Origin of the sequence: Janthinobacterium sp. SUN100 (assembly GCF_030397705.1) — a bacterium.
Lineage (GTDB): Bacteria > Pseudomonadota > Gammaproteobacteria > Burkholderiales > Burkholderiaceae_D > Janthinobacterium > Janthinobacterium kumbetense.
The window spans coordinates 134,717-159,778 of the sequence record NZ_JAPUBU010000003.1 but is presented as its reverse complement, the minus strand read 5'-3'; the positions used below and the strand labels follow the sequence as shown (position 1 = coordinate 159,778).

26 protein-coding genes are annotated in these 25,062 nt (G+C 64.8%); 17 read left to right on the top strand and 9 right to left on the bottom strand.

Annotated elements, in window-relative coordinates; all coding sequences use genetic code 11:
• Positions 1-39: 39 nt before the first annotated feature.
• Both O0881_RS17195 and O0881_RS17190 read left to right on the top strand, forming a co-directional pair.
• Entirely contained in the window at positions 40-1,236 is a 1,197-nt protein-coding gene (locus O0881_RS17195; RefSeq protein ID WP_035824191.1) for an acetyl-CoA C-acyltransferase, read from the top strand.
• A 73-nt stretch (positions 1,237-1,309) separates the two neighbouring features.
• Entirely contained in the window at positions 1,310-2,089 is a 780-nt protein-coding gene (locus tag O0881_RS17190; RefSeq protein ID WP_289912337.1) for an enoyl-CoA hydratase, read from the top strand.
• Here O0881_RS17190 and O0881_RS17185 read toward each other — a convergent pair.
• Positions 2,086-2,685 carry a helix-turn-helix domain-containing protein gene (locus O0881_RS17185; protein ID WP_289912336.1) on the bottom strand — a complete coding sequence of 200 codons (600 nt, stop codon included), beginning with the start codon at positions 2,683-2,685 and terminating at the stop codon, positions 2,086-2,088. The genes O0881_RS17190 and O0881_RS17185 overlap by 4 nt on opposite strands.
• Positions 2,686-2,726: 41 nt before the next feature.
• Here O0881_RS17185 and O0881_RS17180 point away from each other — a divergent pair, with 41 nt between their 5' ends.
• Positions 2,727-3,254 (top strand): dihydrofolate reductase family protein, encoded by a 528-nt coding sequence (locus O0881_RS17180; protein ID WP_289912335.1) that lies wholly within the window; start codon positions 2,727-2,729, stop codon positions 3,252-3,254.
• On the opposite strand, the gene O0881_RS17175 is transcribed toward O0881_RS17180, so the two are convergent.
• On the bottom strand, positions 3,251-4,108 hold the full coding sequence (locus O0881_RS17175) for a metallophosphoesterase family protein (RefSeq protein ID WP_289912334.1): 858 nt from the start codon (positions 4,106-4,108) through the stop codon (positions 3,251-3,253). The genes O0881_RS17180 and O0881_RS17175 overlap by 4 nt on opposite strands.
• A gap of 86 nt (positions 4,109-4,194) precedes the next feature.
• Here O0881_RS17175 and bla point away from each other — a divergent pair, with 86 nt between their 5' ends.
• Both bla and O0881_RS17165 read left to right on the top strand, forming a co-directional pair.
• Entirely contained in the window at positions 4,195-5,151 is a 957-nt protein-coding gene (gene bla, locus O0881_RS17170; RefSeq protein ID WP_289912333.1) for a subclass B3 metallo-beta-lactamase, read from the top strand.
• A gap of 265 nt (positions 5,152-5,416) precedes the next feature.
• Entirely contained in the window at positions 5,417-5,590 is a 174-nt protein-coding gene (locus tag O0881_RS17165) for a hypothetical protein (protein WP_289912332.1), read from the top strand.
• On the opposite strand, the gene O0881_RS17160 is transcribed toward O0881_RS17165, so the two are convergent.
• Positions 5,587-6,390, bottom strand: a complete 804-nt coding sequence (locus O0881_RS17160; protein ID WP_289912331.1) for a metallophosphoesterase family protein — start codon at positions 6,388-6,390, stop codon at positions 5,587-5,589. The two genes, O0881_RS17165 and O0881_RS17160, sit on opposite strands and share 4 nt — an antisense overlap.
• A 46-nt stretch (positions 6,391-6,436) precedes the next feature.
• On the bottom strand, positions 6,437-7,342 hold the full coding sequence (locus O0881_RS17155) for a LysR family transcriptional regulator (RefSeq protein WP_289912330.1): 906 nt from the start codon (positions 7,340-7,342) through the stop codon (positions 6,437-6,439).
• Positions 7,343-7,461: 119 nt separating this feature from the next.
• Here O0881_RS17155 and O0881_RS17150 point away from each other — a divergent pair, with 119 nt between their 5' ends.
• A complete protein-coding gene (locus tag O0881_RS17150) occupies positions 7,462-8,328 on the top strand; it encodes a pirin family protein (protein WP_289912329.1) in 867 nt (288 codons plus the stop codon).
• A gap of 53 nt (positions 8,329-8,381) precedes the next feature.
• Positions 8,382-9,083: an isochorismatase family protein gene (locus tag O0881_RS17145; RefSeq protein WP_289905699.1), complete on the top strand. Its 702-nt coding sequence runs from the start codon at positions 8,382-8,384 to the stop codon at positions 9,081-9,083.
• A 6-nt stretch (positions 9,084-9,089) separates the two neighbouring features.
• On the opposite strand, the gene O0881_RS17140 is transcribed toward O0881_RS17145, so the two are convergent.
• On the bottom strand, positions 9,090-9,821 hold the full coding sequence (locus tag O0881_RS17140) for a transporter substrate-binding domain-containing protein (protein WP_289912328.1): 732 nt from the start codon (positions 9,819-9,821) through the stop codon (positions 9,090-9,092).
• A 252-nt stretch (positions 9,822-10,073) separates the two neighbouring features.
• Here O0881_RS17140 and pnuC point away from each other — a divergent pair, with 252 nt between their 5' ends.
• Together pnuC and O0881_RS17130 are read left to right on the top strand one after the other, a co-directional pair.
• On the top strand, positions 10,074-10,664 hold the full coding sequence (gene pnuC / locus O0881_RS17135; RefSeq protein ID WP_289905697.1) for a nicotinamide riboside transporter PnuC: 591 nt from the start codon (positions 10,074-10,076) through the stop codon (positions 10,662-10,664).
• A 332-nt stretch (positions 10,665-10,996) separates the two neighbouring features.
• Positions 10,997-13,564 (top strand): TonB-dependent receptor, encoded by a 2,568-nt coding sequence (locus O0881_RS17130; protein WP_289912327.1) that lies wholly within the window; start codon positions 10,997-10,999, stop codon positions 13,562-13,564.
• Here O0881_RS17130 and O0881_RS17125 read toward each other — a convergent pair.
• Positions 13,561-14,364: a response regulator gene (locus O0881_RS17125; protein WP_289912325.1), complete on the bottom strand. Its 804-nt coding sequence runs from the start codon at positions 14,362-14,364 to the stop codon at positions 13,561-13,563. The two genes, O0881_RS17130 and O0881_RS17125, sit on opposite strands and share 4 nt — an antisense overlap.
• Before the next feature lie 349 nt (positions 14,365-14,713).
• Here O0881_RS17125 and O0881_RS17120 point away from each other — a divergent pair, with 349 nt between their 5' ends.
• The 4 genes from O0881_RS17120 to O0881_RS17105 are packed head-to-tail and all read left to right on the top strand — an operon-like array spanning position 14,714 to position 19,398.
• Positions 14,714-15,244 (top strand): spore coat protein U domain-containing protein, encoded by a 531-nt coding sequence (locus O0881_RS17120; protein ID WP_099665656.1) that lies wholly within the window; start codon positions 14,714-14,716, stop codon positions 15,242-15,244.
• Positions 15,245-15,289: 45 nt separating this feature from the next.
• Positions 15,290-15,985: a fimbria/pilus periplasmic chaperone gene (locus tag O0881_RS17115; protein WP_257218765.1), complete on the top strand. Its 696-nt coding sequence runs from the start codon at positions 15,290-15,292 to the stop codon at positions 15,983-15,985.
• Between the two features lie 57 nt (positions 15,986-16,042).
• Positions 16,043-18,391 (top strand): fimbria/pilus outer membrane usher protein, encoded by a 2,349-nt coding sequence (locus tag O0881_RS17110; RefSeq protein WP_289912324.1) that lies wholly within the window; start codon positions 16,043-16,045, stop codon positions 18,389-18,391.
• A complete protein-coding gene (locus O0881_RS17105; protein WP_289912323.1) occupies positions 18,391-19,398 on the top strand; it encodes a spore coat U domain-containing protein in 1,008 nt (335 codons plus the stop codon). Before O0881_RS17110 ends, O0881_RS17105 begins: the two co-directional genes overlap by 1 nt.
• Here the strand turns inward: O0881_RS17105 and O0881_RS17100 are convergent.
• Complete coding sequence (locus O0881_RS17100; protein WP_289912322.1) at positions 19,395-19,631, bottom strand: hypothetical protein; 237 nt, start codon at positions 19,629-19,631, stop codon at positions 19,395-19,397. The genes O0881_RS17105 and O0881_RS17100 overlap by 4 nt on opposite strands.
• A 254-nt stretch (positions 19,632-19,885) precedes the next feature.
• Between O0881_RS17100 and O0881_RS17095 the strand changes: the two genes are divergently transcribed.
• The 3 genes from O0881_RS17095 to O0881_RS17085 all read left to right on the top strand — a co-directional run bounded on the left by O0881_RS17095 (position 19,886) and on the right by O0881_RS17085 (position 22,095).
• On the top strand, positions 19,886-20,443 hold the full coding sequence (locus O0881_RS17095) for a helix-turn-helix domain-containing protein (protein ID WP_034753667.1): 558 nt from the start codon (positions 19,886-19,888) through the stop codon (positions 20,441-20,443).
• 161 nt (positions 20,444-20,604) lie between these two features.
• Entirely contained in the window at positions 20,605-21,042 is a 438-nt protein-coding gene (locus O0881_RS17090) for a CHRD domain-containing protein (protein ID WP_289912321.1), read from the top strand.
• A 99-nt stretch (positions 21,043-21,141) separates the two neighbouring features.
• A complete protein-coding gene (locus O0881_RS17085) occupies positions 21,142-22,095 on the top strand; it encodes an AEC family transporter (protein WP_289912320.1) in 954 nt (317 codons plus the stop codon).
• 267 nt (positions 22,096-22,362) lie between these two features.
• On the opposite strand, the gene O0881_RS17080 is transcribed toward O0881_RS17085, so the two are convergent.
• Complete coding sequence (locus O0881_RS17080) at positions 22,363-23,016, bottom strand: FMN-binding negative transcriptional regulator (RefSeq protein ID WP_289912319.1); 654 nt, start codon at positions 23,014-23,016, stop codon at positions 22,363-22,365.
• Entirely contained in the window at positions 23,017-23,478 is a 462-nt protein-coding gene (locus O0881_RS17075; RefSeq protein WP_289912318.1) for an OsmC family protein, read from the bottom strand.
• Between the two features lie 108 nt (positions 23,479-23,586).
• On the opposite strand from O0881_RS17075, the gene O0881_RS17070 reads away from it, so the two are divergent.
• Positions 23,587-25,062, top strand: coding sequence for a PLP-dependent aminotransferase family protein (locus tag O0881_RS17070; protein ID WP_289912317.1), 1,476 nt, complete (start codon positions 23,587-23,589; stop codon positions 25,060-25,062).

The following is a 25,062-nucleotide window of genomic DNA, read 5'->3' as shown; positions in this document are numbered from 1 at the left end:
CAGAACACGAACCTCGTTCAACATCTTTGAAAGAACAAAATGAGCAAACAACTTCAAGACGCGTACATCGTCTCTGCAACCCGGACCCCGATCGGCAAGGCGCCGCGCGGCATGTTCAGAAACACCCGCCCGGACGACCTGCTGGTGCGCGTGCTGCAATCGGCCCTGGCGCAAGCGCCTGGCCTGGACCCGGCGTTGATCACCGACGCCATCATCGGCTGCTCGTTCCCGGAAGCGGAGCAGGGCTTCAATATCGCGCGTAACTCGGTGCTGCTGGCCGGCTTGCCGAAAACCGTGGGCGGTGTCACCGTCAACCGCTACTGCGCTTCGGGCATCACGGCCATCGCCATGGCGGCCGACCGCATCCGCGTGGGCGAAGCCGACGTGATGATCGCCGGCGGCATCGAATCGATGTCGATGGTGCCGATGATGGGCCACCACCCGTCGATGAACCTCGACATGTTCAGCGACGAGAACATCGGCATGGCTTACGGCATGGGCCTGACGGCCGAAAAAGTGGCGCAGCAATGGAAAGTGTCGCGCGAACAGCAGGACGCGTTCTCCGTCGAATCGCACCGCCGCGCCATCGCCGCGCAGCAAGCCGGTTTCTTCAAGGCGGAAACGACGCCCGTGGAAATCATCACGCGCACGCCGAACCTGGCTACCGGCCAGGTGGATGTGACGCGCCGCACGGTCGACACCGACGAAGGCGCGCGCGCCGATTCGTCGATGGAGTCGCTGGCAAAACTGAAACCGGTCTTCGCGGCCAAGGGTTCCGTCACGGCCGCCAACAGCTCGCAGATGTCCGACGGCGCCGGCGCGCTGCTGATCGTCAGCGAAAAAATCCTGCGCGAGCACAACCTGACCCCGCTGGCGAAATTCTCGTCGTTCGCCGTGCGCGGCGTGCCGCCGGAAATCATGGGCATCGGTCCGAAATTCGCCATTCCTGCAGCATGTGCCGCCGCCGGCATCACGCAAGACCAGCTGGACTGGATCGAGCTGAACGAAGCGTTTGCCGCACAGGCGCTGGCCGTCATCGGCGACCTGGGTTTGGACCCATCGAAGGTCAACCCGATGGGCGGCGCGATCGCCCTGGGCCACCCGCTGGGCGCCACCGGCGCCATCCGCGCAGCCACCGTGATCCACGCGCTGCAGCGTACCAAGCAGAAGTACGGCATGGTCACGATGTGTGTGGGTGCCGGCATGGGCGCAGCAGGTATCTTTGAACGCGTCTAAGTTCGACGGGCTAAAGCAATAAAACAGGGCGCTGCGGGATTACCCCGGCGCCCTTTATCTTTTTGGAGACGACATGGATATTTTGTGCAGCAAGAGCGAGGGCATTCTGACCCTGGAATTCAATCGCCTGGAACGCAAGAATGCGATCACGGGCGCCATGTACCAGACCCTGGCCGATGCGCTGGTGGCGGCGGAGACGGACGACGACGTGCGCGCCATCCTGATCTGCGGCAAGCGCGAGATTTTCACGGCCGGTAACGACCTCGATGACTTCATGAAGACGGCGCGCCCGAAGGATGGCTCGCTCGACCATGACCGCCCCGTCTTCCAGTTCATGCGCGCCCTGTACGGCAGCAGCAAGCCCGTGGTGGCGGCCGTTTCCGGCCCGGCCATCGGCATCGGCACCACCTTGCTGATGCACTGCGACCTGGTCTACGCGGCCGACAATGCCAGCTTCTCGATGCCGTTCACGCAGCTGGGCCTGTGCCCGGAATTCGGTTCCAGCCTGCTGCTCACGCAACTGGCCGGCTACCCGCGCGCGGCGGAAAAGCTGATGCTGGGCGAGTCGTTCCCGGCCAGTGAAGCGCTGGAAATGGGCCTGGTGTCGAAAGTCGTGCCCTTGTACGAGCTGATGACCTTCGCGCAAGACCAGGCCGCCAAGCTGGTGGCTCTGCCAGCCGCCTCCATTCGCGCCACCAAGCGCCTGATGAAGCAAAGCCGCATGGAGCCGATGAAGGCCGCCATCGCCGACGAAAACAAACTGTTCAGCGCCATGCTGGGCGGCGCCGAGGCGAAGGAAGCGTTTACGGCCTTTTTCCAGAAGCGCAAGCCGGATTTCAAGCAGTTCAATTAAGCGCTTGTTTCAACACTGGCCTGCATGCCGGCCAGGATCAGGGCGACCGAGGCGTGCCAGTGCGTCTCGCCCACCGGCCGGCCCGCCAGCGCATAGCCGTGCAGGAAATCGACGAGCGCATCGCGCCCGTGCAAGCGGGTTTTCTTGCCCAGCGCGAGACCGTCGATGGCCAACTCGAACAGCGCCGTGAAGCGTTCGGCTACATCGGCTTGCTCCACCAGTCCGCGCGCCATCAGGCGCACGAAATACGGCGTGGCGCTGACCAGTTCCAGGTACAGCGCGCACAGCGCCCGCACCCGCCGTGGCGCTGCCTGGCGCCGCGTAAACGGCGGCTGGCGCGGGTCGAGCGCGGCAAAACGCTGCGCCATCAAGGCCAGCAACAATTCCTCTTTTCCCGCGTAGTAGTGATACAGGGCCATGGCGTCGACGCCCAGGCTCTGTGCCAGCGCGCGCATGGAAAACGCCTCGCCTTTTTCTTCCAGCAGGGCCAGGGCCGCGTGCAGGATGCTGGCGTTGTCCAGTGCGGGCAGGGAGCGGCGGGGACGACCCGCTCGGCGCACGGGAGATTCCATGGCTTGAAGTTTTGGGATTTTCATGGGCATAATTCTACACTGTAGAATTAAATCAAGGAGCACTCATGCAAAAACCTTTCGTCAGCGTTTTTCTCGGCATCAGCCTCGATGGCTGCATCGCCGGGGAAAACGGCGACCTGTCCTGGCTGGCCGAGTTGGCCCCCGACTCGCCCGACGCCACCGGCTACACGCAATTGATGGAGCAGCTCGATACCTTGCTGATCGGCCGCACCACCTACGACGCCGTGCTGGGCTTCGAGCCGTGGCCGTATGCGGGCAAGCGCGTGGTGGTATTGAGCCACCGCGACTTCGCGCCGCGTCATGGCGAGCAGCGCCGCGAAGGCAGCGTGCGGGAAGTGCTGCAGGGACTGGCAGCGGAGGGCTGCCGCCACGTGTACCTCGATGGCGGCGCCGTCATCCGCGCCGGCTTGCGCGATGGTGTCGTCGACAGCGTCACCTTGTCCGTGCTGCCCGTGGTGCTGGGCCGGGGCGTGCGCCTGTTCGAGGATGGCTTGCCGCGCAGCGACTGGCGCCTGGACGGCACGCGCGAACTGCCCAGCGGCGTGGTGCAGCTGCGCTATGGAAAACGTTAAGCCGCGCTGGCCAGGTCGACGATGAAGCCTGTGTCAAAACGTTCGTTCTCGGGCGTGCCGTCCGGCCGTTTGTAGCCGCAGGGGTTGCACACCACGCGGCAGTCCCGGATGCGGTAGTCGAGCGAGGCATGCATGTGGCCATGCACCCACAGGTCGGCTTGCGCCACCAGCGCGTCCAGCTGCGAGGCGAAGGCGGGCGAACCGAGGTTGTCTGCATACTGCGCTTCCACCGACAGCATCGATGGCGCCATGTGCGTGATGACGACCGTCTTGCCATCGAACGGTTGCGCCAGCTGCCGCTCCAGCCAGGCGCGGTGCTGCGCGTGCAGCTGCGCCGTGTCGCTGGCGCACAGCAGGCGGGGCGTGTCGCCGCCCGTGCTGATGCGCTTGTAATCGGGCATGTAGGCTTGCGCCGCGTTCAGCGCTTCTTCCCGGCGCTGCGCGCCGAACAGCAGGAAATCCGTCCATAGCGTGACGCCGAGGAAGCGCACGCCGTTCAGTACCACGGCGTCGCCGTCGAGCAGACGGATGTTGGCGCCGTGCGCATTCGCGCTGGCGCAGGCGTCGCGCACGGCGTCCTGCATGCGTTCGAGTTGGTGGCCGTAGCCTTCGTGGTTGCCGTGCACGTACAGCACGGGCAGGGCGCCGAAGGTGCGCGCGGCCCAGGCGACGGCATTGCTGCCCGTGTCGATGTCGCCGGCCAGGATCACCACGTCGGGGCGGCAGGCGGCAAGGTCGATGGCGGGCGTGTCTTCGCCCCAAACTTCCAGGTGCAGGTCGGACAGGATCAGCAAACGCATGGCATTGGGCGCGGCAAGGCGCACGGCAGTCAATGGGCCTCTATCGTAGCGCAAGTCGCCACGCCCGTCTGCTTGACCGCGCGAGGGTAGCGACGTTACCCTGTGGCATTAATTCATACTGCCTATCTTCCTGGAGCCGCATGCCGCCTTTCTTCTTTCCCAAGACCTTGCTCAGTATCGCGCTGGCCGCCATGGCGCTGCCGTTGACGGCGCATGCCGCCACCCCCGCCGTCGATCCTTTGACGCAGCCGATCGCCTCGCCGTATGCGGCGCAGTGGAACCGCCCGCAGCAACCGGCGCGCATCCATGGCGACACGTATTACGTGGGCGTGGGCGGCTTGAGCGTGGTGCTGATCGACACGCGCGAAGGCTTGATCCTCATCGATGGCGCATTGCCGCAATCGGTGGCCGCCATCAAGGAACATATCCTCGAGCTGGGCTTTCGCCTGCAAGACATCAAGTTCATCCTGAGTACGGAAGCGCATTTCGATCATTCGGGCGGCATCGCCGCCCTGGCCCGCGACAGCGGCGCGCAAGTGATCGCCAGCCCGCTGGGAGCGGAGGCGCTGCGCGCGGGAGCGGTGCTTGCCGCAGATCCGCAAGCGGGCGAAATCGATCCCATGCCGGCCGTGGAAAACGTGCGCGAGATCGCCGATGGCGAAACCCTGCAACTGGGCGACGTGACCATCACGGCGCGCCATACGCCTGGCCATACGCCAGGCAGCACCAGCTGGACCTGGGTGTCGTGCGAGGATGCGGAGCGTCAGGAATGCCTGAACGTGGTGTTTGGCGCGAGCCTCACGCCGGTGGCGGCCGACGACTTTCACTACTTGGGCGATGAACGCCATGCGGACCTGACGCCGGCCTTCCGCCGCGTCATGCAGGACTTCGCCAAGCTGCCGTGCGACATCCTGATCTCGGCCCACCCCGACCACTCCGGCGGTGACGTGAAGCTGACGCAACTGCTGGAAGGCGTCACGCCGAATCCCTTCATCGATGCGCAGGCGTGCAGCAACTACGCTGCCAAAAATGAAGCGAAGCTCGACGCCCGCATCGCCAAGGAACAAGCCATGGCCGGCGAGGCTGCGACAAAATAACAACGTTGGCGCATGCACCATGAAAATCGGTTGACGCACTGCAGCATACGGCGCAGAATCAGCGTCCGCAGTGCAGATTAACCAGATAAAGGAAAGGAAACCCATGTTCGAGCAGGCTGGCAGCAAATTGTACGACCACTAGCCCCGCGCATGACGCTCGGGGCCATCGGCAGCATTGCCGACCCCGAGCCGGTGTCCTTCAAACCCCGGTGAGGAAACTCGCCGGGGTTTTTTGTTTTGGACGACCGGATTGAAAGGAAATACCATGAAAATCAAAGTGAAAGCCACGCCCAAGCCGCGCAATCCGCTGGTGGCTGCCGCCAGGCTGCGCGGCGGCGCCGGCGCGCACCAGTCGGTAGCGTCGCCGCGCGCGGCGCGCCGGGCCGGCAAGCACCGCCTGCAGCAATGGCTGGCGGGCCGTCTCAAGCCTGACGATTAGCGGGCCGGCAGCTCGACGATGTAGTTCGGATCAAAAGCGGGATTTTGCGGCGTGCCGCTGCGCGTCCGGTAGCCGCAGGGGTTCGAGACGACGCGGCACGAGCCGATGCGGTAATCGCGCGAAGCGTGGATGTGGCCATGCACCCACAGGTCCGCCTGCGCGGCCAGCTCGTCCAGGCGCGAGGCATAGGCGGGCGAACAGCCTTCGCTGCCGTAGGCATCATCGACCGAGAGCAGCGACGGCGCCATGTGGCTGATGACGACGGTGCGGCCGTCACACGGTTGCGCCAGTTCGCGCGCCAGCCACGCTTTTTGCTGCGCGTGGAACATGGCCGTGTCGGCCGCGCGCAGCTTGCGAAAGCCCATGTTGGCCAGGCGGATGCGCTTGTAGTCGTTCATGACGGCTTCCGCGTCGCGCATGGCCGTCTGGCGCGTGTCGTCGCCCAGCAGGCGGAAATCCGTCCACAGGGTGGCGCCCAGGAAGCGCACGGCGTTACCCGCCTGGTCGGTGATGACGTGCGTGCCGCAGTCGAGGAAGTGCACGTTGTCCGTGGCGGCGCAGGCGCTGCGCAGCTCCTGGCGCACCTTGTCGAGGTGGTGGCCATAGCCTTCGTGGTTGCCATGCACGTACAGCACCGGCAGGCCCGCAAACGCGGTGGCGGCCCAGGCGACGGCGCGGGCGCCCGTGTCGATGTCGCCGGCCAGGATGACGGCATCGGGGCAGCTGAGCGCAAGGTCGCCTTGCGGCGCTTCGTCGCGCCACAGCTCATGGTGCAGGTCCGACAGGATCAATAAACGCATGCGGCATCCAGGCGATGGGAGGGTACGCCATCGTACCTGAAAACCCTCACTCTTCCTCCAGCGCGGCGAAGCCGTGCGCCAGGTAGTCGAGCAGCGCGCGCACGGCCGGCAGCAGGCCGCGCCGCGACGGGAACACGGCGTGGATGATTTCGCGCTGCGGCCGCCACTGCTCCATCAGTGGCAGCAGGCTGCCATCGGCTACCTGCTCGGTGATCATCATGGTCGGCAGCTGCACCACGCCCACGCCGGCCACGGCCGCGTCGCGCAGGGTCAGCATGTCGCCCGTGACGAAGCGCGGCACGTGGCGCAGCTGGGCGCGCGCGCCGTCCGGGCCATGCAAATCCCACTGGTAATGCTGTTGCGGCGTGCCCAGGGCCAGGCTGGGCCAGTCGGCCAGGTCGGCCGGTGCCTGCGGCGCGGGCGCGCCGGCGAACAGCAGCGGGCTGCCCACCATGCACTGGCTGCGCTCGGCCAGCACGCGCAGCACCAGGTCGCTGTCGGGCAGCGGCGGCGGGCGCACGCGGATGGCCACGTCGATGCCTTCGGCCACCAGGTCGACGCGGCGGTTGCTCGCTTCGAGCAGCAAGGTCACTTGGGGATGGTCGCGCATGAAACCGGCCAGCATGGGACCCACCAGTGTATGCAGCAGGGCGATGGGGCAGGACAGGCGCACCGTGCCGCGCGGCGCGGCCCGCGTCAACTCGATGGCTTCCTGCGCCGCCTCCGCTTCCACCAGCATGGCCTTGCAATGTTCGTAAAACGTCTGGCCCACGTCGGTGACGGAAAAATGCCGCGTCGTGCGCTGCAGCAGGCGCGCGCCGAGGCGCTCTTCCAGCAGGGCGATGCGCCGGCTCAGCTTGGATTTCGGCATGCCCAGCGCGCGCCCGGCCGGCGCGAAACCGCCATGGTCGACCACCTGCACAAAGTAATACAAATCATTCAGATCCTGCATGCTGCCTCCTTGATCGTTCTATTTTTAGAACGCTGATGGCATATTTTACCGTCTACCGCCTCCATTGTTGCAAGCGTATTCTGTCTTCATCGTAATGCAAACCCCAACAGGAGATCGAGATGAACACAGTCACAGGTATCTACAGCGCACCCCGCCAGCACTGGGTCGGCGACGGTTTCCCCGTGCGCTCGATGTTTTCGTATAACGGCCATGGCAAGCAGCTGAGCCCCTTCCTGCTGCTCGACTATGCCGGCCCTGCCGAGTTTGCGCCCGGCACCCGTCCGCCCGGCGTCGGCTCGCACCCGCACCGCGGCTTTGAAACGGTGACCATCGTCTACAAGGGCGAAGTGGCGCACCGCGATTCGACGGGCCAGGGCGGCGTGATTGGCCCCGGCGACGTGCAATGGATGACGGCCGGCGCCGGCATCCTGCATGAAGAATTTCACTCGCCTGCCTTCACGCAGTCGGGCGGCACCCTGGAAATGGTGCAGCTGTGGGTGAACCTGCCGGCGAAAAACAAGATGACGGCGCCCGGCTACCAGGCCATCACCAGCGGCACGATTCCCGTGGTGGCGCTGCCGGACGATGCCGGTTCCGTGCGCGTGATCGCCGGCGACTTCGACGGCCAGCATGGCCCGGCCCGCACGTTTTCGCCGATGCAGGTGTGGGACCTGCGCCTGGCCCAGGGCAAGCTGACGCAGCTGCCCGTGACCCGAGGCTGGAGCACGGCGCTGATCGTCCTGCACGGCACGGTGCTGGTCAACGGCGAGAGCGTGGTACGCGAAGCGCAGATGGCGCTGTTCGAGCGCGATGGCGACAGCATCAGCATCGAGGCGAACAACGACGCCGTGGTGCTGCTGCTGAGCGGCGAGCCGATTGACGAGCCCATCGTCGGCCATGGGCCCTTCGTCATGAACAGCGAAGCGGAAATCGCGCAGGCGTTCGAGGATTTCAACAGCGGCCGCTTCGCCCGCATCGAGAAGTAGTGTGTGCAGTACCCATGCCGCATCCCGCGGCATGGTTTTTTGAGGAGACCACCATGAGCACCCCCGCCAACTTCCAAGGTTTGCCCCCGATGATCGATCCCGATGACGCCGTCATGCTGCTGATCGACCACCAGAGCGGCTTGTTCCAGCTGGTGCGCGACATCGAGCAGCACGTGCTGCGCGGCCATGTCACGGCGCTGGCCAAGCTGTCGCGTCTGGCCAACATGCCGACTTTTACCACCGCTTCCGTACCCGACGGCCCGAACGGCCCCCTGATCCCGGAAATCCACCATTTCAACCCGGAAGCCGTCTACATCCCGCGCACGGGCCAGATCAATGCCTGGGACAATCCGGCCTGGGTCGATGCCATCGAAAAGACGGGCCGCAAGACCCTGCTGATCGCCGGCACGCTCACCAGCGTGTGCATGGCCTTCCCCACCATCAGCGCGCTGGCGGCCGGCTATAAGGTGTTTGCCATCATCGACGCCTCGGGCAACTGGTCGAAGATGGCCACCGACATCACCATGGCGCGCGTGACGCAGGCGGGCGCCGTGCCGATCGACACATATGCCGTGCTGGCGGAAGTGATGAGCACCTGGAACCGCGCCGACGCGATGGAATTCGCCGCCATCATGACGGACCATATCGTGCCGCCGTACCGCGCGCTGATCGAAAGCTACGACAAGGCGCAGGGCGTGCAAAAGAATGGCCGTGAAACGAAGCTGGAAATCCTGGAAGCGGCCAGCAAGGGCTGACCGCGGCTACGGTGCTTCGTAGCTGCTGCGTATCGCCGCCAGCGCGCCGCGCTGTTCCAGGCGCGTGATGGCGGCGTTCAGGCGCGCCAGGTCGTCGGCGCTGGTCGTGCGCGCATTGAGCATCAGGTGCACGGGGGCGCGCAGGATGAGGAAGGGCAGGGTGTTCAAGGCAACGCCCTGCAGGCGCGCTTCGTGGCGCACGGCCAGCACGTCGCCCAGCAGCAGGTCGGCGCGGCCCGCATCGAGCATGCGCACGCCTTGCTGGAAGCTGCCGAACGCATTCAGGCGGCCGGCCTTTTCCAGCGCCGGCCGGGCCGCCGCGTACTGCGCGCCATACCAGCCCACCTTGGGCGCCAGCAAGGTCGAGTTGCCGCGCATGAGCTGCGCGAAGCTGGCGATCTGGCGGTGGCCGGCGGGCGCGCCGGATTTGCTGAAGAGGCCCACGGCTTCGTCGCGATACGAGAGGGAAAAGCGGGCATAGGACTGGCGCTCCGGCGTCTCGGACGCGGCCAGCATCAGGTCCAGCCCCCCTTTTTGGAACAGCAACTGGCGCCGCGCGGTGGGCAATTCCGGCAAGGTGACCAGGGTGCACCGGGCTTCCTTGAAAATGGCTTGCAGCAACTCCAAGTCCAGGCCAGTAAAGCGGCCCCGGGCATCGCGGTAGATATACGGCGGCCACTGTTCCAGCGCCATCGTCATGCGGCAAGCCACGGCGGGCAGGGCAGTTATGCCGAGCATTGCCGCAAACAGGAGATGGCGCATGCGCATATGGAGGTTTCCAGGAGTTTCAACTTGATATTCAATTTGCCAGAATGGCCGCGGAAGTCAAGGGCTGAGGCTGCGGAAGGCGGGCCTGGTTCGCATTTCCTCGATGTTTGCGCGTTTTTTGCCGCTTTCCCCCATGGAAATCGCCTCCGGCTCGGCGAACACCGTGCAGTGTAATCGGCTATAGTGGCGCGGTGCCACCACTGCCCCGCAAAGGAAGACCGCTTGACTGCCCCGCTCGAGATCGCCGCCAATGTACTGATGACTGCCTCCATCATCCTGGCCGGACGCAATAATATTCATTCCTGGTGGATCGGCATGGTCGGCTGCGTGCTGTTTGCCGTGCTGTTTTTCCAGGTCAACCTGTACGCCGACGTGATGCTGCAACTGTTTTTCATCGTCACCTGCGTCATCGGCTGGCTGCAATGGCGGCGTGGCGCCGGCGGCAAGCCGTTGCCGATCACGCGCACGGGCTGGCGCAGCCTGGCGTGGGTGGTACCGGCCGGCATCGCCTCCGTGGTGATCTACGGCATGCTGTTGCACCGCTTTACGAATGCCTACGCGCCGTTCATCGATTCGGCAGTGTTGGTATTTAGCATCATCGCGCAATTCCTGCTGATGAGCCGGCGCATCGAAACCTGGGCTTTCTGGCTGCTGGTCAACACCGTGGCCGTGCCGCTGTACTACAGCCGCGGCCTGCACCTGACGGCCGTGCTGTATGCGGCTTACTGGGTCAATGCCGTGATTTCCTGGTACTGGTGGAGCGTGCAGGCGCGCCGGGCGGCGCTGGCGCCAGTGGCGCATGCCGATGCTTGAATGTTGTCAAACGACAAGTCCTTAGATTCAAATCGTATATACAATCAATTTTTAATTCGTTCACGCGATAAAGACACCGGGATATAGTGGCCTTTCCCCGCTTACCGGTGTCTTTTATGTTGCGTTCTACCCCTTCTGCCAGTTTTTACGCTACTTGTCATCAACTGACCATGCAATGCATGGCGCAGTGGATGCCGATGCGTGCCCGTCCACGCATCCCCTAAGTCACTCCATCCATTTCGTTGTCGTTTGCCCGCTGGCCCACCCGGTCCGCGTGCCCCTGCTCGGCCTTTTTTATCGGAAAAAGGCTGCAATCCCAATAAGAGGAAACCATGTTCAAACCACTCGCCATCAGTCTTGCCATCGCCGCTGCCTTTCCCGCTGTCACCACTCTTGCCCATGCCGAAGACGACATGCTGCGCGTGAATGTCACCGGATCGAATATCCGCGTCAGCGAAAAGGAGGGCGCCAGCGCCGTGCAGGTCATCACGGCCAAGGAATTGAAAGCCGGCGGCAAGACCAGCGTGTCGGACGTGCTGCGCGCCATCTCCGCCAACAGCGGCAACAGCTACAACGAACAATATACGGGCAGTTTCTCGGCCGGCACTTCGGGCCTGTCGCTGCGCGGCATCGGCCAGCAAAACACCCTGATCCTCGTGAATGGCCGCCGCGTGGCCAGCTATGCCACGGCGCAGGATTTGCAGCAGACCTTCGTCGACCTGAACAGCCTGCCGATGGCGGCCGTGCAGCGCATCGAGGTGCTCAAGGATGGCGCCTCGTCCGTGTACGGCTCCGACGCCGTGGCCGGCGTGGTCAACATCATCCTGTACAAGGAATTCACGGGCACGGACATCACGGCGCAATGGGGCGGCTCGACGCAAGGCACGGGCCAGCATGAAAAGAGCGCGGCGCTGCAAACGGGTTTCGGCAAGCTCGAGGAAGATGGCTACAGCGTGGTCTTCTCGGTCGACGCGCAGCAGCGCGACAAGCTGCAGCAAAGCGACGTGGCATGGCTGCGCGATGCCGATTACCGCAAGCAGCAGCGCGGCAGCCTGGGCTGGGCTGTCACGAATTACGCGGGTAACGATCCCACGCAGACCCTGGGCGGCGTGCGCGGCCCGCTGCAACTGGTGTCGTACAACGATATCAATCCCGATCGCAGCGGCCAGGTGCTGGCCTACAATCCGGCGCCGTATAAAACGCTGATTCCGGGCATCCAGCGCATCCACTCGTCGCTGCGCGGCACCCTCAAGCTGAACGCGGACACGGAAGCCTATGTCGACCTGCTGCACAGTTATTCGCGCGCCGACCAGACCTTCAGCGCGCCGTTGAGCGTGAATAACGCCACGCGCGTGTGGAACAACAGCACCAAGCTGCTCGACACCATCCCCGTGGTGCTGCCCGTGGGCCATCCGAACAATCCGGGCACGACGCCCTTGCCCTTCACGGCCACCCTGTTCGACCTGGGGCCGCGCCTGAAGCAGGACCGCGTCACCTTCTACCGCGCGCTGGCCGGCGCCAAGGGCACCTGGGCGGGCTGGGACTGGGATACGGCCGTGGCCCATTCCAGCAGCAAGCTGGAGGAAACGGTGCAGAACTTCGTCAACCGCTACGAATTCCAGAAAGTGCTGGCCGAAGGCAGCTACAATTTCTTTGATCAATCGCAAAACAGCGAAGCGGTGCGCAACCGCCTGCGCCTGTCGACCCTGCGCCCGGCCGAATCGACGCTCGACACGCTCGACTTCTCGGCGGCCAAGGATATCTGGGACTTGCCCGCGGGCCCGCTGGGCTTTGCCGCCGGCGCTCAATGGCGCCGCGAAAAGATGGATTCGCAAACCTCGACGGCCGTGCTGTCGGGCACGGAACTGCGCCCCGCGCTCAATATCATCAACGGCTCGCGCAATGTGTCGGCCCTGTTCGCCGAATTCAACGTGCCCGTCGTGAAGGATCTGTCCGTCAACGTGGCCGGCCGCGCCGACCATTACAGCGACTTCGGCAATGCATTTTCGCCGAAAGCCAGCGCGCGCTACCAGGCGGCGCCATGGTTGTTGCTGCGCGGCACTGTTTCACGCGCCTTCCGCGCGCCGTCGCTGCCGGAAATCACCGACAGCACGGCCGTCAGCTATACCAGCGTGATCGATGCCCGCGATCCGCTGACGCCGACGCAGGCGCGCGGCGTGACGGTGATGACGATCGCCAATCCGAACCTGCGCCCCGAGCGCTCGAAAAACCTGAACCTGGGCGTGGTGGTGTCGCCCACCAGCAGCTCGAGCATCGGCCTCGATTACTACCGTATCAAGCAGGATGGCGTGATCGGCACGGCCAGCGCCACCACCATCCTCGAGAATGAAGGCACGGCGCCGCAACAGATCACGCGCGGCGCCGATGGACGCATCACGACCCTGTACCGCCAGTTCCGCAACCAGGGACAGCGCGAAGTGTCGGGCATCGATATCGACCTGCGCCAGCGCTTTGTCGACAAGGACTGGGGCAAGCTGACCCTGGCAGGCCAGCTGAGCCGCGTGCTGCGCTTTGCCGAGCCGCTGTCCGATGGTGCGCCGCTCACCAATGGCGCCGGCACCAATCACTTCGGTTCCATTCCGAAATGGCGCGGCGTCACATCGGCCACCTGGGAACAGGGGAAATGGTCGTCGACCCTGACCTGGAACTATGTGGGCAGCTATGCGCAGGAGACGCACCTCGATGAATCGGTGGCCGCCTTCAGCACCTTTGACGCGACCAGCAGCTGGCAGGTGACGCCACAGGCGAACGTTACCTTCATCGTGCAAAACCTGGCCAACAAGCGCGCGCCCTGGGACTATGCCTCCACCGGCTTTGACTTTACCCAGGCCGACCCGCGCGGACGCGTTGCGGCGCTCAAGCTGAACTACAAGTTCTAGCCGCCCGCCGCCTGCCGCTGGCCCGTCTGCTCCTGCAGGCGCTGGCGGTAGGCGCTGGGCGTGACACCCATGCGCTCGCGGAAGGCCGTGGCGAAGTTGCCCGCGTTGTGAAAGCCGATCAGCAAGGCGATATCCTGCACGTCGATGTCCGTCTGCTGCAGCAATTCCACGCCGCGGGCAATGCGCGCTTCGCGGATGAAGGCGAAGACCGTCATGCCCGTCTGCTCGCGGAACATCAGGGTCAGCTTTTCGCGGTAGGTGCCGACGCTGCGGGCGATTTCGGACAGGTTCGGCAGGCTGCCCAGGTTGTCGAGAATAAGTTGCTTAACGGCATTAACGAAGACCAGGTCGGGATGCTGCAGCTTGTCGCTGATCGGCGTCGTCGCCGGCAGGGTACTGTTGCTTTTACGCATCAATCCCAGGTGGATATGGATGCGCGCGGCCAATTCTTCCGGCGTGAACGGCTTCGAAATGTAGTCGACGCCCCCCACCTGCAAGCCCATGATGCGTTCCTTGGCGGCATCGGCGCCGCTGAGGAAGATCACGGGTATCTGTTCCGTTTCGGGATTGGCCTTGAGCAAACGGCACGCCGTGTAGCCATCCATCTCAGGCATGCGCACATCGAGCAGGATCAGGTCGGGGTGCGTGGCCAGTGCCAGCTGGTAGCCCTGGTAGCCGTTGAACGCGATGCTGAAACGATAGGGCTGCTCGCTGAGCAGCTCCATCAGCATGCGCTGCTCGAACGCGGAATCGTCCACGAGCAAGATGTTCTTTTTGATGGTTTCGCTGGTCAATGGCATGGCATGGATGACTTAACCAAATAACAAGTTGTGGCTTATTATGCCTCGCTTTTTCTTTTTTTTCTGCTTTTCTCGTGTTTCAAAAGATGTTTCTCCGCCAGAAGAAGCGCGGATTTCCCAGATCGCCAATAATTCATTCGTGCATTGATTTTAAGCAATGTCGATTGCTAAAAAATCTGTTTTGCCAATGCTGCAAAAAGTGCCGGAGTCCCCGGGTTCCTGACTCCCGGCACCTGTATTTTGTCGTCCTGGTTTGCGTGCCCAAGAAAACGCCGGCAATACCGTGACTATCCTCGACGCCCCTCAAATTGGCGGGCTCATTAATGATGTTCCATCATCAGGAGGTATCATGTTGCGAGTTATTTTCCCCCGTCTTATCGTTGCCGCCAGCGTGGCTATTGCCGCCACGGCGCTTCTGCCACGTGGCGCCGACGCAGCCGTGTATCTGAATGGCAGCGCCAGCACCACCTTCGACGTCACCCTGAAGATCATCGCCAATTGCACCATCGCGGCGGCCAATCTCGACTTTGGCCAAAGTCAGGGTGTACTGGCTACTGCCGTGAACGTCAATACGACCGTGAATGTCACCTGCACCAATACCACGCTGTATAACGTGGGCTTGACGGCGGGAACGGGCACCGGCTCGACCGGCACGACGCGCTACCTGAGCGGTACCGGCGGCAACCTGGGAACGGTGCAATTCAATCTGTACCAGACGGCCGGCAGCACCTTGTGGGGCGATACCCAGGGCACGAATACCGTCGGCGGCACCGGCAACGGCTCCTCGCAGCCGATTACGGTGTACGGCAATATTCCGCCGCAGGCGACACCGGCGCCCGACACCTACAAGTCGACCATCACGGCCACCGTTTACTTTTAAGCCAGGCGCCGCGTGAAGGCCGGTGTTGTTTCCCTGATGAAATGCGTGCTGGCGCTGCTGGCTTGCTGCGCCGCGGGCGCGCACGGTGCCAGCCTGCAGATTTCGCCGGTGACGCTCAATTTGCGCGCGGCGCAGAATGCGGCCGGCCTCACCCTGCAAAACCTCGGTGACCAACCCATCTACGGGCAAGTGCGGGTATTCGTCTGGGATCAGCGCGATGGCGAGGAAACGCTGGCGCCGACGCAGGAGCTGGTGGCCAGTCCGCCGATCGTCGAAATCGCCGCCAACAGCCGGCAGACCATCCGCCTCGTGCGTGCCCAGGCTGGCCCTGTTGCGCAGGAAAAGACGTATCGCGTGCTCATCGATGAAGTCAGCCGCGAGGATGAGGCGGGCCGCAGCGGCGTCGATATCCGCCTGCGCTATTCGGTGCCCGTGTTCGTGCTGCCGGCCGGTGCGCCGGGCAAGGAAGTGCTCGACTGGCAAGTTTTCCGCGAACAGGGCGAGTGGATGTTGCGCATCAAGAACAGCGGCAATTTCCATGCGCAGATCGGTGCGATGACGTTGACGAACCCGGCGGGCAAGGAGTTTGTCATCAGCAAGGGGCTGTTTGGTTATGTCTTGGCGGCACGCATGCGCGTCTGGCGCCTGCCCGTTGCCAGGGAGGCCGAACTGGATGGGCCGTTGAGTATTGCGGTAAATGTGAATGCCAAGGCACTCATTGCCAAGACTTCGACACCTTGAACATGGCTGCCATGACGGGGCGGCCTGCTGCGCGCCCCGGGCGCAAGCGGCCACACCATGAAACGCGCACTGGCAGCGTGGCTGTTGCTGGTCATGGCGCCGCTGGCCAGGGCCGATGGCGCGGCGGGCCTGACGGGCGCCGATCCGGGTCCTGCCAGCTTGCCCAGCGATCCGGCGGCGCCGAATGAACTGTATCTGGAGGTCACTGTGAATGCTGAATCAACCGGGCTGATCTTGCGCTTTACCCAGGTGGGCAAAGGCTTGCGCAGCAGTGTGGCGAACTTGCAGCAGCTGGGGCTGGACCCCGCGCGCCTGGTCGCACCCGGTCAGACCGAGGTGGCGCTCGACGCGATTCCCGGACTCAGCTATGAATATGATGCGGCACGCCAGAGCGTGTCGCTGCGGGTGGCGGACGACTTGCGCTCGCCTTACCGCATCAGCGCGCGCACGGCGGCGCAGACGCCGCCATCGACAGTCACGCCCGGTGCCGTCCTCAATTACGAAGCCTATGCGGAACTGGGCCGGACGCGGCGCGCCGCCATCTTCAACGACTTGCGCTACTTCAATGACAGCGGGGTCTTCAGCAATACCGGCACGGTGAACCTGGGGTCGGACCAGCGCAAGTACATGCGCTTTGACACCTTCTGGAGCCACGCCGACCCCGACACCTTGCAAACGTGGCAAGTGGGCGACCTGATTTCTTCGTCGCTGAGCTGGAGCCGCGCCGTGCGCGTCGGCGGCGTGCAGTGGCGCAAGAATTTCCAGCTGCGCCCCGACTTGCTGACCTTTCCCGTCGCTTCCGTCGATGGCACGGCGCTCGTGCCTTCGTCGCTGAGTCTGTATGTCAATGGCGTGCAGCAATATGCTGCCAGCGTGCCCAGCGGGCCATTTGTGCTGAACCAGGTGGCCGGCATCAATGGCGCAGGGCAAGCCACCATTATCACGCGCGATGCGCTGGGGCGCAGCGTGACGACCGTGCTGCCCCTGTATGTCGATACGCGCATGCTGGCCAGCGGCTTGAGCGATTACTCGGTCGAGGCGGGCGCCGTGCGGCGCGACTATGGCCGCCGCCTGTTCGGCTATGAGCGGCAACTGGTTGCCAGCGCTTCCGGCCGCCACGGCGTCAGCGACAGCTTCACCCTCGAAGGTCATGCGGAACTGGCCGCCGGCCTGTATCAGGCGGGGGCGGGCGCGCTGGTGCGGCTGGGCCAGGCGGGCGTGCTGAGCGGTTCGCTGTCGGCCAGCGCCGGCCGCAGCCGTGGTGCGCAGCTGGGTGCCGGCTATCAATACATGGGGCCGCGCTTCAGCGTCGATGTGCAAAGCGTGCGCGCCAGCGCCGGCTTTGGCGACCTGGCCTCGCGCGACGGCAGCCCCGTGGTGCGCGCGGCCGACCGCCTCACCGTCAGCTTGCCATTGCCTGCAGGAAGCAGTATCAGCAGCAGCTATATCAGCTACCGCACGCCTGGCGCGCCGCCATCGAAACTGGCTACCGTGGGCTATTCGGCCACCCTGTTCCACGGCCTGTTCTTCAACGCCAGCCTGTTCCAGGACTTGCGGCAACGCGAGAAGCGGGGCTTTTACTTTGGCTTGAGCATGGCCTTCGACAACAATCTGGCCCTCAGCGTGAACAGCAGCCGGCAAAACGGCGAGAGCGGCCGCAGCGTCAGCGCGCAGCGCGCGGCGGACTTTGGCGGCGGCTTCGGCTGGAGCGTGCAGGCTGGCACGGCGGGCAGCAATGCCTACCGGCAGGCGCAAGTGGAATACCTGGGCAACGACGGCCGCGTGAGCGCGCGCACGCAAAGCAGCAGCATGGGCAGTGCCTCCTCGCTGGGCGCGGCCGGCGCGCTGGTGCTGATGGATGGCCATGTCGAGGCGGCGCGCCAGGTGGGCAACGGTTTTGCGCTGGTCTCCACGGGCGGCGTGGGTAATATTCCTGTGCTGCATGAAAACCGCCAGATCGGCGTGACGGGCAGGGGCGGTTATCTGCTGGTGCCGAATTTGAATCCCTATGGCAATAACCAGGTCAGCATCGCCACGGATGAGCTTGATGTTGATGCGCGGGTGCCTGTGAGCAATATCAATGTCGTGCCGCAATACCTGGCGGGCGTGCTGGCGGCCTTTCCCATCGAGCGCTACAGCGCGGCCACCGTCATCGTCCAGGATGCGCAGGGCAAGGCGCTGGCCACGGGCTTGCCCGTGTTGCACGTGCAAAGCGGCAAGCAGACGGTGGTGGGATTCGACGGCATCGTTTTCGTCGACGACCTGCTCGAACAAAACGAGTTGCAAGTCGGCGAAGGCGACGGCGCATGCACGCTGCGTTTTGCCTATGTGCGTCCGGCCGCGGGCGGCTTGCCCGTGATCGGGCCGTTGCGCTGCGCCGCTGCCAGCGCCGGGGCAGGCCGCTGATGCGCCGCCTGCTGCTATGGCTGACCCTGCTGCTGGGCTGCGCCTGGGGCAGCGTGGCGCAGGCGGCCGATACCTGCACGGTCAGCGTGACGAATATCGATTTCGGCACCGTCAGCCCGATTTCCGGCACCGATTACGTGGCGCAGGCCACGGGGACCTTCAGCTGCCTGTTTGCGTCGCTGAACCTGGGGCAGTTGCTCACGCCCAATGCACAAGTGTGCATTTCGCTGGGGCTGGGCACGAATTCCACGTCGGCCTTGCCGCGCAAGCTGGGCAATGGCAGCAACCGCATGGAGTACAACGTGTACGTGGACAATTCGTATGCGACGGCGAAGATCTGGGGCGGCGCCGGCGTGGCGGGCGCGCCGTCGACCTTCGGCATGATCCTGTCGGCCGGCTTGCTGGCGCCGCCCGGCACGTATTCCACCACCTTTACCGTGTACGCGAAGATTCCTGCCGGCACCGCCCTGGCCGCCGTGCCCACGGTCGCCAACGCCAATACCGTCTATACGTCGAGCTTTGCCGGCGTCGGCACCTACACCTACACCACGTATGGCCTCGTCAACTTGCAGGGTTGCACGGCCACCAGCGGCAGCTTCGGTTTCACGGTGAATGCCACGGCCGTCAACGATTGCACCATCACGGCCACGCCGATGGCGTTTGCGAACGCCTCGATCCTGACGGGCAACCTGCGCAGCACCAGCACCTTGTCGGTGCGCTGCGTCAATAACAACGCTTACCAGATTGCCCTGAACGGCGGCAGCGTGGCGGCCAATGTGGCCAATCGGCAAATGAAGAACACGGTGACCACGGACAAGGTCAGCTATTTGCTGTCCGCCACCCTCGATGGTGCGCCATGGGGCGATGGCACGGCAGGCACGAGCATGGTGACGGGGACGGGAACGGGCGCCAGCGTGCCGCTGACGATCTACGGCCGCGTGCCGGCGCAGGTGTCGCCGCGCCCTGGCGATTACAAGGACACGGTGACGGCAACGATTTATTTCTAGAACGTGACGGTGACGAGGTCGGCGCCCGATGGCGTTGCCTGCTGGTGCAGAAAATAGGGCGTGTTGTGCTGGCAGCGCACCTGGGCGCTGCCGCGCTGCGAGACGATGGTGCACGCATCGTGGACGACGAAGGTGGCCTGGAACGATGCGGAAGAGACGGTACCGGCGGTGGTGGTCTGGCAAACGGCAAGGGCAAACAGGGCTGGCAGTACGGCAAGCTTCAAAGGAGTCATCTTGGATGCATCTGGCGAAAAACGGGCGTGGTCAGCGACGCCGCAGGGCAAGGCTGACACCGTTTTTCGTACCGGGTTGAGGGGGACAGAACGAGCCATGATTGTACTGGAACAAGAAAAGTGTGAGTTTGTGCGTATTTTCAGGCCGCCATCATGGGGTGAGCGTAGCTTTCAAGATGATAGTAACTAAGTTTCCGTATTGCAACTTAAATACTTTTTCGATTGTTGTGTTGAATCAACGTGAGGAGATGGTCATGAAACATACCAACTTTAATAATTTGCCTTGCCCGATCGCACGCAGCCTGGGCAAGGTGGGCGAATGGTGGAGCATCCTCATCCTGCGCGAAGCGTTTTACGGCAAGACGCGTTTCGACGAATTTGAAAAAAGCCTCAAGATTGCGCCCACCATCCTGACGCGCCGCCTGGCCGACCTGGTGGAGGGCGGCCTGATGACGCGCCGCCTGTATTGCGCCAAGCCGCCCCGCTACGACTATGTGCTGACCAAGTCCGGGCGCGCCTTCAAGCCCGTCTTGCTGGCGTTTATTGCCTGGGGTAATGAGAACTTCGCGCCCGAAGGCGCCAGCCTCGTCATCGCCAGCCGCGACACGGGCCTGGCCGCCGATCCGGTGCTGGTCGACGCCACGACGGGCTTGCCCATCAACGACGAGTACTACGCGTTCGCGCCAGGGCCTGCCGCCAGTGACAGCATGCGCAGCATCATCCTCGATGCGGAAAAAAGCAGCGGCATCGCGCCCAAGCCGAAGGCGCCGGCCGCCAACCGCGGCTGGGTGGCGGAAGGCCACCTGGCCTGAACACGAGTTGGCAGGCGAGCAGCAAGTTTGGCGTACAGCAAAGCGGACACGGCGGCATGGCGTTACTGTCGCACTATGCAACTCAAGTGCGGCGTACGCCCGGCTCGGCTGTACGGGCAGGGCGCCATCCGTGATCCGATGTCCGTTGAGGGAGTATTGCGATGAGCACACTGCAACAACACGTACGCCGCGCCGCCAGCGTGCTGGCGCTGGCCGTCCTGCTGGGCGCCTGTTCCCACGGCCCGCATCACCCGGGCGGCCATGACGTCACCTTGACGGGCGCGCAGGAAGTGCCGGCCAATACCAGCACGGCCAGCGGCAGCAGCAATATCCGCGTCGCCCACGACCGCAGCGTCAGCGGCGGCGTGCGCTACACGGGCATGGTGGCCACCGTCGCGCACATCCATGAAGCGCCCGCCGGCGCCAACGGCCCCGTCATCGTGCCGCTGGTGAAAACCGCCGAAGGCATGTTTGCCGTGTCGGCCGGCACCATGCTCACGCCGCCCCAGTATGCGAGCTACCAGGCCGGCAACCTGTATGTGAACGTGCACAGCGCCGCCTATCCGGCCGGCGAGATCCGCGCCCAGCTCAAGCCCTAGCGGGCCGCCTGCGTTTTTCCGAAAACCTCCTTGGGCCGCGCGAGCGGCCTTTTTTTGCGCCAGGCGGCCGGCCAGTGCAGCGCGCTACAATGGCGCTCCATGCTGACCATCCTCGCCATCACCTTTCCCTTCTTCGCCCTGGTGCTGTGCGGCTACCTGGCCGTGCGGCGCAAGCTGCTGCCGCTGGCCGCCATCGGCGGCTTGAACAGTTTTGTCCTGTACTTCGCGCTGCCCTGCATGCTGTATCGCTTCGGCGCCGCCACGCCCATCGCGCAGCTGCTCGACGCCAGCGTGTTCGGCGTCTACCTGCTGTGCGCCCTGATCATGGTGGGCGTCACCACAGCCATGACCCTGAGCCACCGCATCGACTGGAACAACGCCGCCTTCGGTGCGCTGGTGGCGGCCTTCCCGAATACGGGCTTCATGGGCGTGCCCCTGCTATTGACCTTGCTCGGTCCCCGCTCCTCGGGTCCCGTCATCGTCACCATCGTCGTCGACATGCTCATTACCAGCTCGCTGTGCATCGCCCTGTCGCGCATCGGCAGCGGCGGCGCGCATGGCAGCCGCGCCGCCGTCATGAATGCCCTGAAGGGCATGGTGGGCAATCCGATGCCGTGGGCCATTGTGCTGGGTGCCCTGTCGTCGTGGCTGGAACTGGCCTTGCCCAAGCCTTTGATGCAGACGGTGGGCCTGCTGGCCGACGCCGCCTCACCCGTCGCCCTGTTTACCATCGGCGCCGTGCTGGCCCGTTCGCAAATGAGCACGAGCGACCCGGCGCCACTGGGAGAGTATGTGCCCGTGGCGCTGAAAAAACTGCTGCTGCATCCGCTGCTGGTGTGGGGCACAGGCCATGCGGCCATCGCGCTGGGCGCGCCGCTCGATCCGTTTGCGCTGACCTGCATGGTGCTGGTGGCTTGCCTGCCCAGCGCCAGCAACGTCTCGCTGCTGTCGGAACGCTTCGGGGCGAACACTGCGCGTATCGCCCGCATCATCCTCGTGTCGACGGCGCTGTCGTTTCTGACGTTTTCGGCGGCCGTCAGCTGGCTGGCGTGAGGGTGGACTCGTTGTCCCGGGCCGCGCCTCGCGCCTTGCGCATCATCGTGAGCACTGCGCGGCGCGCATCGCCCGCATCATTCTGGTCTCGACGGCGCTGTCGTTTTTGACGTTTTCGGCGGCTGTCAGCTGGCTGGCGTGAGGGTGGACGCGTTGGCCCGGGCCGCGCCTCGCGCCTTGCGCATCATCGTGAGCACTGCGCAGCGCGCATCGCCCGCATCATTTTGGTCTCGACGGCGCTGTCGTTTTTGACGTTTTCGGCGGCCGTCAGCTGGCTGACTTGACGTTGGCGGCGATCAGCGCGCCCAGGGCCTGCGCCGCGCCGGCTTGCGTGTCCAGCGCCAGGCCATGCGCCATGCTGGCCTGGTCCTGCATGCTGCGGTTCTGCCCCAGCTTCCATTTGCCCGTGATGCGCGTGAGGGGAATCTCGATGCCGACGATGGCTTTCAAGAGTTTCTCGATGTAGCCGGCCGGCGCATCGCCCACCTTCCAAGGCGCGGCTTGATCTGCCTCATGGCGCGCCGTCAGGCGCTCCACCAATGCCAGCAGCCACGCCGCGTCGTCGATGGCGCGCAGGGGGCCGTGCGCGTGCACGACCGCGTAGTTGAAGGTGGGGACTTCCTTGCCGCTGCGCTGCTTTTCCGCATACCAGGCGGGCGTGATGTAGGCATGCGGCCCCTGGAAGATCACCATGCAGTCATCGCTCCCGCCGGCCGCGCGCCACAGCGGGTTGGCGCGCGCCACGTGGGCGCGCAGGATGCCGAATGGTGCCTCGGGCGTGGGCGCGGCGATCTCGAACGGCAGGTGGTCGGCGCACAGGCCATCGGCGCCATGGCGCACCAGCGCACCCAGCGGATGCGCGGCGATCAGGCCATGCAGCACCTCGAGGCGCTCTTCGCGGAAGGTGGCGGGCGTGTACATTTAGTGCGCTCCTTCCACGACCACGTCGGCCGTCAGCGAATTGGCGATGTAGCAGCGCTCGTGCGCGTCGTGGTGCAGGGCGGCCAGCGCCTCGGGCGAGGGCGGCGATCCCGCGAAGACGATGCGCGGACGCAGCACGATGCGCGTCATGGCCAGGCGCCCAGCGGCATTTTTTCCCAGTTCGCCGACGGCGTCGTCGCGGTAGTCGTCGATGACGTAGCCGCGCTGCGCTGCCAGCGACAGGAAGAACAGCATGTGGCAGCTCGACGTGGCAGCCACCAGCGCTTCTTCCGGATCGACGTTTTCCGCCACCGACATGGGCAGCGGCACGGACAGGGGCGACGACGAAGCGGGTACCGTCAGGCCGCCGTCGAACTGCCATTCATGGCCGCGGCTGTAGCGCTGGCCGGCGAAATCCTGGCCGTCACGCTGCCAGGCCACGGTGGCGAAAAACTGATGCATGGGTGCTCCGCAAGAGTAGAAGGGGGATGCACCATCTTAGCGCCAGTCTTGGCTATTTAAAACAGCCAATAAGTGCTATCTTGAAGCTACCAATTTAAGAATGCCACCATGCCAGTTTCCCACCTGCACCAGGTTATCGCCGCCTTGCCGCTGCAGCGCGGCGCCAGCGAGCCGCTGTTTCGCCAGCTGTATGCAGCCATCAAGGCCGCCATCCTCGATGGCCGCATGAGTCCCGGCATGCAGCTGCCGCCCACGCGCGACTTTTGCCGCCTGCTGGCCGTGTCGCGCCAGACGGTGCTCAATGCGTATGCGCAGCTGGCGGCCGAAGGCTATCTCGATGGCGCCGTGGGGCGCGGCACCTTTGTCAGTCGCGACGTTCCGCTGCCCGTCCCTGCCGCGGCGCCGGGCTTGCTGCGGCCCCTGTCGGCGCGCGGGCAGGGCGTGGTGGCGGCCATGCGCCAGGTGGCGTTCCACCGGGGGGCGCTGCGCGCCTTTCGCGTCGGCATGCCGCGCATCGACCATTTCCCGTTCGACGTGTGGAACCGCCTGGAAGCGCGGCGCTGGCGCCGGCCCGATCACCATTTCGGCTACAGCGACCCGGCCGGCTACCTGCCGCTGCGCGAACTGCTGTGCGTGTACCTGAAGGCGTCGCGCGGCGTCCAGTGCACGCCGCAGCAGATCGTCATCACCTCCGGCTCGCAGCAGGCGCTGTTCCTGCTGTCGACCATCCTGCTGGCGCCCGGTGACGCGGCCTGGATGGAGTCGCCCGGCTACCGGGGCGCCAGCGGCCCGCTGCGCGCGGCCGGCGCGCGCGTCTTTCCCGTTCCCGTCGATGCGCAGGGGCTCGACGTGGCGTATGGCGTGGCGCATTGCCCGCAGGCGAAGCTGGCCTACGTGACGCCATCGCACCAGATGCCGCTGGGCGTGAGCATGAGTTTGCCCCGCCGCCTGGCCTTGCTGGCCTGGGCCGCGCAAAACAAAGCCTGGCTGGTGGAAGACGATTACGACAGCGAATACCGCTACACGGGCGCGCCGCTGGCGTCCCTGCAAAGCCTGGACCGGGCCGGCTGCGTGGTGTACGTGGGCACCTTGTCGAAAGTGCTGTTCCCGGGCCTGCGCCTGGGCTACATGGTGGCGCCGCCCGCGCTGGCCGAAGCGCTGGTGCAGGCCAAGGCCGTGATGGACCGCCACACGGCCATCGTGCCGCAGATGGCGCTGGCCGACTTCATCGCCGAGGGCCACTTTGGCCGGCATATCCGCCGCACGCGCGACAGCAATGCCGAGCGGCGCGACCTGCTGGTGCGTGGCCTGGCGCGCGAACTCGACGATCAGCTCGCCTGCGGCCCGGCCGACAGCGGCCTGGAACTGTGCGCGTATTTCCGCGGCAGCCATGACGAGGAAGCGGTGTCGCGCGCGGGCCTGGCACGGGGCATCGAATTGCGTCCGCTGGGCCACTATGCCGACCCTGATGCCAGTGCCGCCTGCGCCACGCCGCCCGGGCTGCTGCTGGGCTTTGCGGCGATTCCCCCGGCCGAGATGGCGCACGGCTTGCTGGAACTGGGGCGCCTCCTGCGCGGCCGATAA